The 13765-nt window shown below is 55.6% G+C and carries 14 protein-coding genes; 9 read left to right on the top strand and 5 right to left on the bottom strand.

Annotated elements, in window-relative coordinates; all coding sequences use genetic code 11:
* The first annotated feature begins 64 nt into the window (after positions 1–64).
* Together ACLPGZ_RS15995 and ssb are read left to right on the top strand one after the other, a co-directional pair.
* Positions 65–1276: an MFS transporter gene (locus ACLPGZ_RS15995; protein ID WP_022983677.1), complete on the top strand. Its 1212-nt coding sequence runs from the start codon at positions 65–67 to the stop codon at positions 1274–1276.
* Between the two features lie 259 nt (positions 1277–1535).
* Positions 1536–2054 carry a single-stranded DNA-binding protein gene (ssb, locus tag ACLPGZ_RS15990; protein WP_063692165.1) on the top strand — a complete coding sequence of 173 codons (519 nt, stop codon included), beginning with the start codon at positions 1536–1538 and terminating at the stop codon, positions 2052–2054.
* A 185-nt stretch (positions 2055–2239) separates the two neighbouring features.
* On the opposite strand, the gene ACLPGZ_RS15985 is transcribed toward ssb, so the two are convergent.
* The 3 genes from ACLPGZ_RS15985 to ACLPGZ_RS15975 form a co-directional block, all read right to left on the bottom strand.
* Positions 2240–4711, bottom strand: coding sequence for a TonB-dependent siderophore receptor (locus ACLPGZ_RS15985; protein WP_429641660.1), 2472 nt, complete (start codon positions 4709–4711; stop codon positions 2240–2242).
* A gap of 79 nt (positions 4712–4790) precedes the next feature.
* A complete protein-coding gene (locus ACLPGZ_RS15980; protein WP_239054889.1) occupies positions 4791–5732 on the bottom strand; it encodes a FecR domain-containing protein in 942 nt (313 codons plus the stop codon).
* Between the two features lie 20 nt (positions 5733–5752).
* Positions 5753–6253: a sigma-70 family RNA polymerase sigma factor gene (locus ACLPGZ_RS15975; RefSeq protein WP_239054888.1), complete on the bottom strand. Its 501-nt coding sequence runs from the start codon at positions 6251–6253 to the stop codon at positions 5753–5755.
* A 159-nt stretch (positions 6254–6412) separates the two neighbouring features.
* Between ACLPGZ_RS15975 and ACLPGZ_RS15970 the strand changes: the two genes are divergently transcribed.
* Genes ACLPGZ_RS15970 through ACLPGZ_RS15955 form a run of 4 tightly spaced genes read left to right on the top strand, consistent with a single transcriptional unit; the run spans position 6413 to position 9434 of the window.
* Entirely contained in the window at positions 6413–7072 is a 660-nt protein-coding gene (locus ACLPGZ_RS15970) for a GntR family transcriptional regulator (RefSeq protein WP_009461966.1), read from the top strand.
* A gap of 14 nt (positions 7073–7086) precedes the next feature.
* A complete protein-coding gene (locus ACLPGZ_RS15965; protein WP_239054887.1) occupies positions 7087–8004 on the top strand; it encodes a fumarylacetoacetate hydrolase family protein in 918 nt (305 codons plus the stop codon).
* A gap of 11 nt (positions 8005–8015) precedes the next feature.
* Entirely contained in the window at positions 8016–8990 is a 975-nt protein-coding gene (locus ACLPGZ_RS15960) for a Bug family tripartite tricarboxylate transporter substrate binding protein (protein WP_115634607.1), read from the top strand.
* 57 nt (positions 8991–9047) lie between these two features.
* Complete coding sequence (locus tag ACLPGZ_RS15955; RefSeq protein WP_172400387.1) at positions 9048–9434, top strand: RidA family protein; 387 nt, start codon at positions 9048–9050, stop codon at positions 9432–9434.
* Between the two features lie 40 nt (positions 9435–9474).
* On the opposite strand, the gene ACLPGZ_RS15950 is transcribed toward ACLPGZ_RS15955, so the two are convergent.
* Both ACLPGZ_RS15950 and ACLPGZ_RS15945 read right to left on the bottom strand, forming a co-directional pair.
* Complete coding sequence (locus ACLPGZ_RS15950) at positions 9475–10725, bottom strand: MFS transporter (protein ID WP_239054886.1); 1251 nt, start codon at positions 10723–10725, stop codon at positions 9475–9477.
* Positions 10685–11218 carry a Chromate resistance protein ChrB gene (locus ACLPGZ_RS15945; RefSeq protein WP_080747983.1) on the bottom strand — a complete coding sequence of 178 codons (534 nt, stop codon included), beginning with the start codon at positions 11216–11218 and terminating at the stop codon, positions 10685–10687. Before ACLPGZ_RS15945 ends, ACLPGZ_RS15950 begins: the two co-directional genes overlap by 41 nt.
* Before the next feature lie 79 nt (positions 11219–11297).
* Between ACLPGZ_RS15945 and ACLPGZ_RS15940 the strand changes: the two genes are divergently transcribed.
* From ACLPGZ_RS15940 to ACLPGZ_RS15930, 3 genes are all read left to right on the top strand, one after another.
* Complete coding sequence (locus ACLPGZ_RS15940) at positions 11298–11747, top strand: hypothetical protein (RefSeq protein WP_239054885.1); 450 nt, start codon at positions 11298–11300, stop codon at positions 11745–11747.
* Positions 11740–12288 (top strand): ferritin-like domain-containing protein, encoded by a 549-nt coding sequence (locus ACLPGZ_RS15935; RefSeq protein WP_009461955.1) that lies wholly within the window; start codon positions 11740–11742, stop codon positions 12286–12288. Before ACLPGZ_RS15940 ends, ACLPGZ_RS15935 begins: the two co-directional genes overlap by 8 nt.
* Before the next feature lie 183 nt (positions 12289–12471).
* Positions 12472–13707 (top strand): multidrug effflux MFS transporter, encoded by a 1236-nt coding sequence (locus ACLPGZ_RS15930; protein ID WP_239054884.1) that lies wholly within the window; start codon positions 12472–12474, stop codon positions 13705–13707.
* The last annotated feature ends 58 nt before the right edge of the window (positions 13708–13765 follow it).

Genomic DNA, 13765 nt, shown 5'->3' with positions numbered 1-13765 from the left:
GCGTCAGAATTTATGTGAACGGGTATCCGGGCTCTCTGCTAGCCCAGTTGTGACAGAGTATTAAATGAGTACACACCAAACCATGAATACGGCCGGATCGCGCCCAGCGCGCCTGAGTTTGACTCAGCAAGAGCGCAAGGCCAGCATCCTGCTTGCCCTGTTGTTTGCCTGTCGAATGCTGGGTCTGTTTTTGCTGACCCCGGTCTTTGCGGTTGCAGCCCATTCCCTGCCCGGCGGTAACGACGCCGCCCGTGTGGGTCTGGCATTGGGTGCCTATGGTCTGACGCAGGCTGTCTTGCAGATTCCCTTGGGGATGGCATCGGACCGTTTTGGACGCAGGCCGATTATCGTCATCGGCATGGCCTTGTTCGTGATCGGCGGGGTGATCTCCGCGCTGGCCCAGAATATTGACTGGGTGACGGTAGGCCGCTGTATTCAAGGTCTGGGGGCAGTTTCAGCGGCAATTTCCGCCTGGGTTGCCGACTCCACCCGTCCCGAAGTGCGCACACGTGCCATGGCGATGGTGGGTGGCTCGATTGGGCTGTCTTTTGCTGTATCGCTGGTGCTCTCGCCAGTGCTGGTGGGGCAATTTGGTTTGTCGGGACTGTTCTGGGCCATCAGTTTGCTGGGCTTTGTCTGCTTGTTGATTGCCGCTTTTGTCGTGCCCAGCGCGCCTAAAGCACCCGCCTCGATTGTGCAGGTTACCGCCGGACAGGTGTTGCGTCATTTGGATTTGCTGCGCCTGAACTTTGGCGTGTTCTGTCTGCACTTTATCCTGATGTCCCTGTTCATCGTCGTACCGGGCATTCTGGCGACCTTGGGTGGCTACGGCACTCAGGATTTGTGGAAGGTGTACTTGCCCGTTATTCTGGTTTCTTTTGTGCTGATGGTACCAGCGGTGTTTTGGACAGAGACCCGTAAGCGTCACAAGCATGCGCTGGAACTGTCTGTGTTGCTGCTGATTGTGGTGCTGGCCGTGATGCCATGGGCGCGCGATTCGCTGGTTCCCATGGTGGCCGCGCTGACGTTTTTCTTCATCGGCTTTAATGTGCTGGAAGCCTTGCAGCCTTCCTTGGTGTCGCGTGTGGCGCCACCAGAATACAAAGGTTTGGCGCTGGGTTTTTACAACACCTCTCAGTCCCTGGGCGTGTTTGCCGGCGGCCTGATCGGCGGCATCCTGGCAGGGCGAGGGCTCACCCAATGGGTCTTGTGGACCGGCGCTGCCCTGGCTTTGCTCTGGTTGCTGACAGCGCGTGGTTTCAAAGACAAATATTAAAAGGCATTGCCTGTTACGCTTGTGCAAAGACGTGGCAGGCAGCAACAAGTAAAGTGGCTGGATTGGCCGCAAGAATCAAGAGCTGGGCGGAACAGGTGACACCATCAGGTGCTTAGCCATATACGCCGTTCAAGGTGCCGTAACAGGATCGATGGCATGGATAAAACTGCCCTTCCCGGAGCGGGGAGGGAGTGTTAATTAAGGCACGAATCCACGATAATACGGCTTGATTTAGAATTTTTGACTACAGGATTTTTTCATGGCATCGGTAAATAAAGTCATTCTGGTCGGCAATCTTGGCCGCGACCCAGAAGTACGCTACAGCGCAGAAGGCTCGGCCATCTGCAATATTTCCATTGCCACGACTTCGCAGTGGAAAGACCGTACCTCTGGCGAGCGCCGCGAGGAAACCGAATGGCACCGTGTGGTGTTCTACAACCGTTTGGCTGAAATTGCAGGTGAGTACCTGCGTAAAGGCCGTCCCGTCTACGTAGAAGGTCGTCTGCGCACCCGTAAATGGACAGGCCAGGACGGTCAGGAGCGTTTCACCACGGAAATCATCGCCGAGCAAATGCAAATGCTGGGCGGCCGTGATGGTGGTGATATGGGCGGCGGCAGCATGGGTGGTGGCGAATACGGTGGCGGCGGTGGTGGTGCACCAGCTCCGCAACGTGCTCAGCGTCCAGCGCCTCAGCAACAGCAGCAACAACAGGCTCCACGTAATAACGCTCCTATGTCGGACAATCTGGCCGATATGGATGACGATATTCCGTTCTAATTGGGCAAGATGAAGCTCGGCCTGGCCCTGTCAGGACAAAGGGTCTCTCTTTCCTGAACTGTTGATTGGCTCGGCAATACTAAAAACCCCCGGCGAATTTAAAATTCACCGGGGTTTTTTATGCATCTCTGCGCGGCGCTGCGGCGCAAGAGTGGGGCAGAATGGGCTGCCTTGTCGTACTGCGATTAGAAACGGTGCGTGAGTGTAGCCAAGGCAGTGCGCCCTTCGCCGTAATATACCGAGTTGTAAAAGCCCATGGCACGGTAATAGCGTTTATCGGCCAGGTTACGCACATTGAGCTGCAACTGGGTTCGTTTGCCAAGGTCGTATTGCGCCATCAGATCGAACAAGGCATAAGGTTTTTGTTCAACCGATGCGGACTGTTCGCCGTAATAGCCTTGTGCATGGGTGCGGCTTTGCCAACGTATTCCCGCTCCCACCACCAGGTTCTTCAAGGTGCCTGGCAATCGGTACGTGGTATTGAGCTTGAGCATTTGTTCGGGTTGGGTAGTCTGGACCTTGCGCCCTTCGTTGTCCTTGGACACGCGGTAGGTATAGCCGATAAAGGCATTCCAGCCAGGGCTTAGTTCGCCGGCCAGTTCCAGTTCCACGCCCCGCGTTCGTGTGCCATCCAGCATTTCGTACCACGATTCGTTACGAGCGACGTCAAAGCCGCCGTACTCGGCCACGTCTTTTTGATTGGTCTGGAAAACAGCCAGCGATCCGTTCAGGCGTCCATCCAGGTAGGACGCTTTGATACCTGCCTCGTAGTTGTGTCCGTACGCTGGCCCTGTCATTTCCCAGTCTTTGGTCTTGTACATCTGGGGCTGGAAGATGTTGGTGTAGCTGGCATAGACCGTATAAGTGTCATTCAGGTCATAGGTCACGCCTAGATACGGTGTTATTTCCGAGTAGCGCTGTGACTGGGACAGAATGATGGGGGTGGTGCCCGGTGTCCATTGGTTCCAGCGGTACTCATCGGCTTCCCAGCGTGTCCAGCGTGCCCCGGCGAGCAGGTGCAGATCATCGCTCAAATTAAAGCGGGTTGTACCGAAAATTCCCGTCTGGGTGGTACGCAGGATCTGATCGGAGACGGCTTGATCCCAGACAGGTTCTGGCCAGTTGCCGTGCCAGTCATGAATATTGGGTATGGGATAGCTTGCCTGTTCGGAAGAGTTCCATCCCTTGGTTTGACTACGAGATTTGGAGTGTGAGAAGCCCAGATTGAACTCGTGGTTTGCTCCCAGCAGATCGAAATCCCCTGTCAATGAGCCGCCATATACATCTTGCTTGCTGTCGCCTTTGTATTTGCGCAGGGTGGGCGTCCCGGACAGCAAACCCGTATTGGCATCGACAGGAAAGTCGGCGGCAAACAACAGAGAGGCATCAAAGTCATTGTTCAGCCTGGAATAGGACAGTCTGCCGTCCCAGCCATTGGCAAATGCGTGCTCCAGCGAGGCAAAGTATTCTGTCGCGTCGGTATCCCAGGTCGTCCATTTGGCACCGACCGTTTGCCCTTTCTCCCAATCGACTTGCTCGCCATTGGTGTCAAAAATGGGCAAACCACCCCACATGACGCCTTTGGGACGAGAACGCTGAGTGGAGACACCTGCGCTCAAGGTGGTGGCTTCACCCACGTCGGCTTCGATAATGCCGTAGAGAACATCGCGTTTTTTGCGATAAAAATCCAGCGTATCGCCTCTTCGCTCTTTGGCACCGACCAGGCGGGCGCGCAAGGAGCCTGACTCGTTCAGTGCAGAGGATAGATCCAGCTCGCCGCGGTAGGTATCGTTGCTGCCGCCCATGGCGCGGATAGTGCCCTGGAACTCACGGCCAGGACGTTTGCGGATGAAGTTCATGGAGCCGCCTGGGTTGCCGGTACCACTCATCAGGCCCGTTGCACCGCGAATAATCTCTACGTGATCATAGATAATCGGATCCAGATTGCCATCTCCGAACTGGTAGGTATCGTCCAACGGCTTGACCACACCATCAAACTGCATGGTGTCCATCTTGAAACCGCGTGAATAGTAGCTGAGCCGGTCAGTTTCGCTTTGCTGCACGTTCATGCCGGTGGCATTTTCCATAATGTCGCGCACGCTGCTCATCGCGTGATCATCCAGTTGTTGTCGGGTCAGGCTGCTGGTTGATTGTGGAGTATCGCGTTGCGTCAGAATCAGGCCGTTGGCCGAGCGCATCCAGTCAGTTGTATAGGAGCCTGTATGTTCCGTGGTATCGCCTGCACCGCGCACCACAACGGTGCCCAGTTGCGTGATGGGGGCGTTGGGAGTGTCCGTCAGGGTATAGCTGCCGTCAGTTTGCCGCTGAATCTGCAAGGGGGTTTGACTCAGGAGCTGTGCAAAACCCTCGTCAAGGCTATGAATTCCTTGCAGGCCAGGGGTCTGAAGGCCATCGGTTTGGGAGGGAGGGAATGAGAGCAGCACCTGCATGTGCTGGGCGTAACGTGCCAGAGCCGGTCCCAACGGCCCGGCAGGAATGTCAATGTCGCGCACGCTGTTTTGCGCTGACCCTTGTGCCCATACGAGGGAGCTGGGGGGCAGGACACCTAACAAGGAGATCAGGATGGCAGTGGCCAGGGGGGCCAAGGTATGGCGCGGCTGGCAGGTGCCGCGAGAGTGCAGGGAAGGGGTGTACATAGTGTTTGGTTTCCGGGAAGAGGTTTACTACTTCACCCTGTATGCCAAACGAGATTGGAAAAGTGACAATTTTTAGTGCTTAACGTGCAATGATCCGCGTCCAGTACGCCGTGCGGCGTTCTGTTCGAACTGGTAAAACTCGTTCGATAGCACTAAGGCTGCGCTCAATGTCGCTTAAGGGGTAGGCACCAGAGATGCGCAGCGCGCCCACGGCTGGATCACAACTAAGAAAGCCTGGCTGGTAGCGGGCCAGGGCGGCTATCAATTCATCAAGGCGCATATTGTCGGCATAGAGCATGCCATCTAGCCAGGCGTGTTGTTGAGTGGGCATAGCCGTGGGGATGCTGGCTCGGTGCGCGTCCAGTGTGGAGCTCATGCCTGCGGGCACGATCGTGGTCAAGTTAGCGGCCAGCGCGGGTTCCAGCCTGACGCTGCCTTGACTGACATGAATATGGGCTCTGTCTTCGCTCCAGTAAACAGAGAACTGCGTGCCCAACGCCACGATTCGCCCTGCTGGGGTGCTGACCACCAATGATCTGGCTGGCAAGTGAGGATCGGCGTGCGTTGCAATGTGGATTTCTCCCCGGCGCAGCTTGATTTCACGGATTTGATTGTTATAGGAAATGTCGACAGCGCTATCCGTGTTCAGGCTTAGCTGGCTGCCATCTTCAAGTGTAGTCTGCCGGCGCTGGCCAACGGCCGTGCGCTGATCAGCGGTCCATACCTGCAGGGGAAGCGGCTGAATCAATGCCGCACTGGCACCAGCGGTCAGCACAAAGGCAAAAGACTTGAGTACGGTACGTCGGCGTCGAAAGAGCGGTGTGCTTAATGCATGGAAACCAGCGGCCTGATCAAACTGGCCAAATTGCTGATTCAGTAATTCGATACGTTTCCAGGCATGTTGATGCAAGGGGCTGGCGGCGAGCCATGCTTGCCAGGCTTGGTGGTCGGCGGGAGTGCACTCTTCCGCGCTCAAGCGCACAAACCATTCGCTGGCCGTAGCGATGACCTTTTCAGGCAAGTTTCCCGTATCCGGTGGATTCAACACGATGTCAGGCAATGTCGAATAGCCAGGGCTAAGTACTGCCGAACCGAACTGACAGAAACTTGCAGCTGTGCAGCGATCTGTGCGTGTTTCAGCCCCTCTAGCTGCAGCAATAAAAAGGCCTGGCGGGCTTTGGGAGGCAGGCCGTCAAGTAGTTTGTCTATCTCGACCAGTGCTTCCACGGCCAGGGCACGACGCTCCGGGGACGGCGCAGAATCGTCTTGGCGAGCAGCCAGTGCTTGCAGATAGGCACGCTCGATATCTCGTCGACGAAACATATTGACCAGCAGGCCGTGTGCGATGGTGACCAGATAAGCACGAGGTTCGCGAAAGCTGCGAACATCGTCACGGCGCATGAGCACTTTCATGTAAGTGTCGTGGGTCAGGTCCGCCGCATCCTCCGGGCATCCGGTTTTGCGACGCAGCCAGTCGCACAGCCAAGACTGATGTTGGCTGTAGAGGCCTTCAAACGAGGCGTCCGGACTGCTTTGGGTCATGATCAGATGGAAATATACGACAGTTGCTAATAATAACCATTATCAATAATTGATCGCAATGTCCCACACAAACAATGCCTGGTTCGTACAAACACTAATGTGTACCAATATCAATTCTTGTATACAATCTATAAAAAATGAATGCAAAATAGGAAAACAATGACCACGATCAAAACAGCAAGTCACAGCGATGGGGTGTATGAGTCGGTGCGGGCTCACGTTCTTGGCCTGGTGAAAAACATTGATGAGCCCGTGCGGGTTCGGGAAGAAGAACTGGCCAAGATGCTCAATGTCAGCCGCACGCCGGTACGGGAAGCACTGCTGCGTCTGGGGCAGGAAGGTATTTTGACCATGGAGCCTCGTCGCGGCGCCTTGCTCTCGCCCTTGACCAAGCAGGACTACATCGAGTGGCTGAAGCTGCGCATTGAACTGGAGGCCTTTGCGGCGCGTGAAGCCGCCTTGAATGCCTCGCAGCGGGATGTGGATGCCTTGCGCGCGCTGTTTGCGCCCTTCAATCAAGACAATGTGGAAGAGCGTGTCAGCGAATATGCGGCAGCCAATGTGGAATTCCACGCGGCCATCATGCGTCTGGCTGCAAATAGTTTGCTGGAGAAGGTATGGAAGTCCTTTGGGCACCGCGACATGCTCAAGACCAAAACCATCGAGCGTCTGAAACGTGCGCACGAGTCTTTGGCCGAGCACCTGGCCATGATCGACGCAATTGAAAAACGGGACGCCGCGCTGGCAGATCGTCTGGCGCGCGAGCACGTTCAAGGGCTGCTGACGCAAACCTTGAACAGTTCCAACAACATCCGATAAGGAGCTTTGCTGTCATGAAGTTACTGACCTTTGTAGCCGCAGGGGAAACGCATTTGGGCGGGATGCTGGACGATGAGCGGGTGGTGGATCTGACGCAGGCCTGGGGGATGTACGAGCATCCTTTACATGCTAGGCAGGCTCCCACTGAAGTCATCGACGCCATTTTTATGGGCGATGAGATCCTGATCAGCCTGCAGCTTTTGATGGAGCAGGCAAGCCAGGCCAAGGCTCCCGTCCATGCTGCTTCAGATCTGTGCTTTCTGGCTCCTGTCCCGAATCCGGCCAAAAACATTTTCTGTGTGGGGCGCAATTACCGCGCCCATATCGTGGAAGGCAATCTGGCACGTGGTCGTGCGGCGGATGACTTCCCCAAAGCCCTGGAGTTCTTCAGCAAACCGCCCACCACGGTGGTGGGGCATCAGGCCCTGGTCAGCCGCCATGCGGCTCACACCAAGATGCTGGATTATGAAGTGGAGCTGGGCATTGTGATTGGCAAGGAAGGCCGGGACATTCCAGTTGAAGACGCACTGGACTATGTCTTTGGCTACACGGTGATCAACGATATTACGGCGCGTGATTTGCAAGCGCTGCATGGTCAGTGGTTCAAGGGCAAGTCACTGGACGGCACCTGCCCGATTGGGCCGGTAGTGGCATTGAAGACCTCCATTGCCGACCCCAACGCGCTGGATCTTGAATTGGAAGTGAATGGCGAACTGCGCCAATCGGCCAATACGTCGGACATGTTGTTCGATGTGCCCAACATCATCGCCCAGTTGTCGGCGGGCATGACCTTGGAGCCTGGGGACATTATTGCAACAGGCACGCCCTCCGGGGTTGGCTTTGCCATGCAGCCTCCACGCTCTTTGGAACCAGGCGATGTCATCAAAGCTCGTATCCCCGCTATAGGCGAGCTGGTCACTACTATTGAGTAAGGTTGACGACTATGCGCTTTAAATTAATCCTGTCAGGCGTGGCTGTATTAAGCGCTTTAACGGCTGTGCCCTCGCTTGCGACGGCACAGGAATATCCCACCAAACCCATCACCATCATTGTTCCGTTCCCGGCGGGCGGCACACTGGATAATCTGACCCGCAGTCTGGCGCAGAAAATGTCGGATGACTTCAAACAGCCTGTCATCATCGACAACAAACCCGGTGCCGGTACGGTGATTGGTACGGAAATCGTGGCCCGCGCCGCGCCGGATGGCTACACCCTGGGGATGGTGGCGAACAGTTTTGCCATCAATCCCAGCCTGTACGACAAGCTGCGTTACGACACGGTGAAGGACTTTACGCCGGTTAGCTGGGTGGCCTACACACCGCACCTGCTGGTGGCGAATCCGGATGTGCCGGTCAAGAGCCTGGCGGATGTCATTGCTACAGCGAAATCCAAACCGGGCGAGCTGTCCTTTGCGTCCTTTGGTGCAGGTACATCGCCGCATATTGCCATTGAACGCTTGAAAGCAGAAGCCAAGATTGATGTGCTGCATATTCCGTACAAAGGCCAGGCTCCGGCGTTGAACGATTTGCTGGGCGGTCATGTAGACATGATGTTTGCTAACACGCCTGATGTTTTGCCCCACGTGAAATCCGGCAAGCTGCGTGCAATTGCTTTGGCGAACGATACTCGTCTGGAATCTATCCCCGAAGTGCCTACTTTCAAAGAAGCAGGCGTGGACAATATGAACTCCAACTCCTGGTATGGCGTGATAGTGCCTTCTGGTACCCCAGCACCGATTGTGGAGAAGCTCAGTGCTGAATTTGTCCGTATTGTGAACCTGCCCGAAATTCGTGAACGCTTGTTGGCCCAAGGACTGGAACCTGCGGGTACGACGTCGGCCGAGTTTGCCGAGTATCTGAAGTCTGAAATGGAAATGGCCGCCAAAGTGGTAAAAGCCTCCGGCGCCAGTGTGCAGTAAACCCTTAACGAATACGAAAGAGCCCAGAGAGCTCAAGCTACTAATCAGGAGATGAATATGATCAAAGAAATTATCCGTTCCGACAAAGTGACTCCCCCTCGTGCCCCCTTGTCGCCTGCTGTGCGATCCAATGGCTTTGTGTTTGTGTCGGGCCAGCCAGGTTTTTTTGATGATCGCCAGATCGCTGAAAACGACTTCGACGCACAGATGCACCAGGTCATGGCCAATGTGAAAGCCCTGCTGGAAGAAGCAGGCTCCACCCTGGACCATATCGTCAAAGCCAATGTGATTCTGAAGAACGCTGGTGACTTTGCTCGCATGAACGAGATCTATCGCACTTACTTCAAGGACGGCGAATACCCGGCCCGCACCACGATTGCTGCGGATATGGGGAACCCCTTGTTCCTGCTGGAAATTGAATGCATCGCCGCCGTCGCGGAATGATGAAATGAAAAAAGGCCGACATGAAGTCGGCCTTTTTTATTCAAAACGCTCCTTGAGCGGAACGTCGCAAGGTAATCAAACCTAGGCCAGTTAAAACCGCAAAGATTGCACCAGCGGCAAAGGTGCCTTGGAAACCTATGGTGTCCCAGAGCACGCCGGCAATGACGCTGGCCAGCAGCAGAGCGATACCGGTTAGCAGGTGGAACATGCCAAAGGCGGTGCCGCGCAGTTCGGCGGGGGCGCTGTCAGCGATCAAGACGTTGAACAGGCCCTGGGTAAAGCCCATATGCAGGCCCCACAAGGCAACGCCCAGGCCCAGACCCAGCAAGCCGGGCACGAAAGCCAGGATCAGGTCCGCTGCGATCAGCAGGGCCACACCGATCAGCAGCAGGTCAGTTTTACGCATACGATCTGACAGCACACCGGCGGGGTAGGCGGACAGGGAAAAAGCCACGCTCATGACGACCAGCACGGCAGGGGCCCACATGGGCGGCAGTCCGCTGGATTCACCGCGCAAGATCAGAAAAGCTTCGCTGAAACGGGCCAGGGTAAAAGCCAGGCCAATTGCGACAACCCACCAATAGCGGGAACCCAGGCGGCCCAGATCTTCCCGGTTCAGAGGCAGTTTGCGGGGGCGGGTGGTGGCCGGGATCTTCGGTTCGCGTACAAAGAACACCAGAACGGCGATGGCCGCAAAGGCAGGCAGCACGGCAACCCAGAAGATCAACTGATAGTTGTTTGCTGTCCACCACATTAGGGCGATGGCCAACAGGGGCCCTACAAAGGCGCCAATGGTATCCAGCGTTTGCCGCAAGCCATAGGCTGCGCCGCGCATTTCCGGCGGGGTGACATCGGCGACCAAAGCATCACGCGGCGCACCACGTATGCCTTTGCCGATGCGGTCTACAAAGCGGGCACCGACCAGCCAGTCCAGCGAGTTCGCCAGTGGAAAAATGGGTTTGGTCAGGGCGGCCAGGCCATAGCCAATTACTGCCAGCAGTTTGCGCTTCCCAAAACGGTCGCTGACCGCTCCGGAAAACACTTTCATGATGGAGGCGGTGGCCTCGGCAATGCCTTCAATAAAACCGACCGCCAGTACCGATGTACCCATGACGGTGACCATATAAATGGGCAGCAGGGCGTGGATCAGCTCCGAGGAAATATCCATGAACATGGACACAAAGCCCAGTGCCCAGACGCTGCGGTGGATTTTGGCACGGGAGGCGTCGGCCGTCGGGGTAAGCGCGGGATTAGCGGTTTTCTTCATGAGCGTCATAGACCATTTGGGCATACGCATCCAGCCGTGCCTTGCACTCTTGCAGGCGCTCTTGAGCAACCTGTGCCAGGGGGGCGCCATAAAAATCCAGTTTCTGGATTTTCTCGTACCAGTTTTCCAGCTTCTTCAGATCGGTTTCTTCTTCGTCCAGTTCGGCGTAGGTGAATTTCTGAATCGAAATTTCCTTGTCGATTTCGGCCTCGAAGTCTTTGCAACGGCCCAGCAGTTCCTGGTATTGCTCGTTGCGGTCGTCCGTAAAACGGGCGATGACTTTGTCCTCTTGTGCCTTGTCCAGAGCAATGGTCTCCAGCAAGACGCATTCACCTTCCATGGTCGTGATGTCGTTTTCCAGCACCTTCAGACGGCGCACATGCTCGTCGGTTTTAGGCAGAACACATACCCCGTTTTGCAGATACACCGCGCCCAGCGCTTTCAGGCGCCGCCATAAGGCCAGCCGTTTTGCACTGGGTTCAGAGGGGACCTTATAGGTAAGAAGCAGCCAGCTCATTGAAGTCATGATCGTGAATTTAAAGTAACGATCGTTTCATATTAATAGAACTACATGATTCTGAAAAGAAGAACTGAAAATGTCGTTCGAAACCGAGGTTATGTATCCAAGTGTTTGGTCTTGTATCCCGGCTTGTACAGAATCAGGCCATTTTCGGGTCGCGATTGCCGGTAACAATTTCTTCCCCCAAGCCGCATGTGTCATGAGTTCTGGCGACTTTCGCTTAAGGGATTTCCCGGTTTTCTATCTGAAAACAGCCACCTTCCAAGGAAGGAAAACAGCCGTTTTGCGCTTTCCAAGCCAAGGAGCAATCGCTACCATGACAACACCTATCCACTTTGTTCAGTTTCTTGCACGACCGGTCTCAACCACAAGCAGCGTGCAGACTTCAAGCCCAGGTTTAGGTAAAGCGCTTGTCCTTGGACAAGCTCTTGTTGGTTATGGAGTCAGTGTGTTCGTTTCCGGTTGTTGCGCGATACAGCGCCGCACTTTCGCGGTGGGAATCAATACGGAGGAATGCAATGAGTAAGCAGAAAGCAGTCCAAGCAAGCCAAGGTCCAATCGATGTTGCCGCTATCCGTGCAGCTGCCAAGAAGTTTGTGGACGACGGGGCGGTGGCATCCGGCTACAAGGGTAATCGTGAAGAAATCATTCAGATGCTCAATGAGGCCCTGGCCACCGAGCTGGTCTGTGTGATGCGCTACAAGCGCCACTATTTCACCGCTACCGGCTTGAACAATGAGCCTATCAAAGCCGAGTTTCTGGAACATGCCCAGCAAGAAGCCGAGCATGCCGACCGCATTGCCGAACGTATTGTGCAACTGAACGGCGAGCCGGATTTCAACCCGGCCAATCTGGTCCAGCGTAGCCATGCAGAGTACGACGATAGCGACGATATCAAATCCATGATTCGCGCCAACCTGATTGCCGAGCGTATTGCGATCGAGTCCTATCGTCAGATGATCGAGCGCATTGGCGACACCGACCCGACCACTCGCCAGATGCTGGTTGAAATCATGGCGGTGGAAGAAGAGCACGCCGACGATATGGGCGATCTGCTGGATATCTAAGTAAGTTGCGCAGGTGCTCACCAAAACCCCGGTATTTTCCGGGGTTTTTTTCTGCCTGAATTCTGAAAAGGAGTACAGTAGCGGCTTTCCTACCTATCGGTAGGTAGTTTTGATTGACGTCGCTATATACGGGGGTGTGAGCGTGTTTGAATTTCTGTTCTTCCGCACTGTAGAGGGTGTGACATGAGCGAGCTGTCACGTGCCAGAAGCCTGGCCTGGCCCTTGATCTTGTTGCTGGCCTTGTTGACGGCATTGGATGCCATGGCCATTGATATGTATTTGCCGGGCATGCCTGCTATCGCGCAGGAGCTGGGGGCTTCCCCCGGCCGGATTCAGCAAACCTTGTCGGTGTTTCTGGCAGGCCTGGCCTTGGGCCAAGGTATTTACGGCCCTTTGCTGGATCGCTTCGGGCGTCGAGTGCCTTTGCTGCTGGGCGTGGTTATTTTTGTGGTGGGCTCGGTTTTTGGCGCTTTGGCCACATCGGTTGAAGCCTTGTTGGCGGCGCGTTTTATCCAGGCGTTAGGCGCCGCAGCGGGCTTGGTCACACCGCGTGCCATTGTGGCGGACTTGTGCGATGTAAAAGAGTCGGCAAGCATCTTTTCCCTGCTGATGCAGGTGATGATGATTGCACCGATTGTGGCCCCCATTCTGGGTGCCTACCTGTTGAGCCATGCAGACTGGCGTGCCATTTTCTGGATGCTGGCGGCATTAGGGATGATGGGGCTGCTCTGGGGACTTAAAGCCATACCGGATTCGCTGCCCGTGAGCCAGCGTGTGCCTTTGAACCCCGGTCATATTGTTCGCGCCTACGGTCGCGAGCTGGGTAACAAGGCTTTCATGGCATATACCGGCTCCGGTGGTTTCGCACTGGCAGCCTTGTTTGTCTACATCAGCGGCTCGGCTTTTGTGTTCACGCAGCATTTTTCCTTGTCGCCGGCCGTATTCAGCTATGTGTTTGCCGGTAACTCGGTGGCGCTGGTTCTGGGTGGGGTCGTCAGCAATTATTTGTTGAAGGCCGGGATGCCCACCTCTCGCGTGCTGGCTTTGGGACTGATTGTCCATACGGCCTCGGCTCTGCTCCTGTATGTGGTGGTGCAAGCTGATGTCGCGGGCCTGATTCTGTATGCCGCCTTGATTGCTGTTTCGGTGGGCTCTTTAGGCATGGTGTTTGGCAACGTGACGGCCTTGACCATGGATGTGGCTGGCCCACAGGCTGGGACGGCTGCAGCCTTGATGGGCATGTTCCATTACCTGATTTCGGCGGTGGTGGGCTATATCGTCAGTCTGGCTGTGCCTGGGCCGCAGGTTTTGCCTGTGGCAATTGGTGGCTGCGGTCTGTTGGCTATTGTTCTGTATGTTCTGGCTGGCCGTTGCCGCACGGTGACCCGATCAGTCAGTGAGCTGGGGGTTGTAAAATAGGCAGTTGCTGCGGGCCGCGAAAGCGGCCCTGATCATTGGCCTTTGACTGAGAGCTGTT

It is taken from the genome of Alcaligenes sp. Me129 (genome assembly GCF_050487245.1).
GTDB classification, from domain to species: domain Bacteria; phylum Pseudomonadota; class Gammaproteobacteria; order Burkholderiales; family Burkholderiaceae_B; genus Alcaligenes; species Alcaligenes phenolicus.
The sequence above is the reverse complement of the archived record's forward strand: the minus strand, read 5'-3'. Positions and strand labels throughout refer to the sequence as shown.

Bases quoted from the DNA above. Each gene is read 5' to 3' on its own strand.
- ACLPGZ_RS15995 (WP_022983677.1), top strand. From the start codon at position 65: ATGAGTACACACCAAACCATGAATACGGCCGGATCGCGCCCAGCGCGC.
- ssb (WP_063692165.1), top strand. From the start codon at position 1,536: ATGGCATCGGTAAATAAAGTCATTCTGGTCGGCAATCTTGGCCGCGAC.
- ACLPGZ_RS15985 (WP_429641660.1), bottom strand. From the start codon at position 4,711: ATGTACACCCCTTCCCTGCACTCTCGCGGCACCTGCCAGCCGCGCCAT.
- ACLPGZ_RS15975 (WP_239054888.1), bottom strand. From the start codon at position 6,253: ATGACCCAAAGCAGTCCGGACGCCTCGTTTGAAGGCCTCTACAGCCAA.
- ACLPGZ_RS15970 (WP_009461966.1), top strand. From the start codon at position 6,413: ATGACCACGATCAAAACAGCAAGTCACAGCGATGGGGTGTATGAGTCG.
- ACLPGZ_RS15965 (WP_239054887.1), top strand. From the start codon at position 7,087: ATGAAGTTACTGACCTTTGTAGCCGCAGGGGAAACGCATTTGGGCGGG.
- ACLPGZ_RS15960 (WP_115634607.1), top strand. From the start codon at position 8,016: ATGCGCTTTAAATTAATCCTGTCAGGCGTGGCTGTATTAAGCGCTTTA.
- ACLPGZ_RS15955 (WP_172400387.1), top strand. From the start codon at position 9,048: ATGATCAAAGAAATTATCCGTTCCGACAAAGTGACTCCCCCTCGTGCC.
- ACLPGZ_RS15950 (WP_239054886.1), bottom strand. From the start codon at position 10,725: ATGCCCAAATGGTCTATGACGCTCATGAAGAAAACCGCTAATCCCGCG.
- ACLPGZ_RS15945 (WP_080747983.1), bottom strand. From the start codon at position 11,218: ATGAGCTGGCTGCTTCTTACCTATAAGGTCCCCTCTGAACCCAGTGCA.
- ACLPGZ_RS15940 (WP_239054885.1), top strand. From the start codon at position 11,298: ATGTCGTTCGAAACCGAGGTTATGTATCCAAGTGTTTGGTCTTGTATC.
- ACLPGZ_RS15935 (WP_009461955.1), top strand. From the start codon at position 11,740: ATGAGTAAGCAGAAAGCAGTCCAAGCAAGCCAAGGTCCAATCGATGTT.
- ACLPGZ_RS15930 (WP_239054884.1), top strand. From the start codon at position 12,472: ATGAGCGAGCTGTCACGTGCCAGAAGCCTGGCCTGGCCCTTGATCTTG.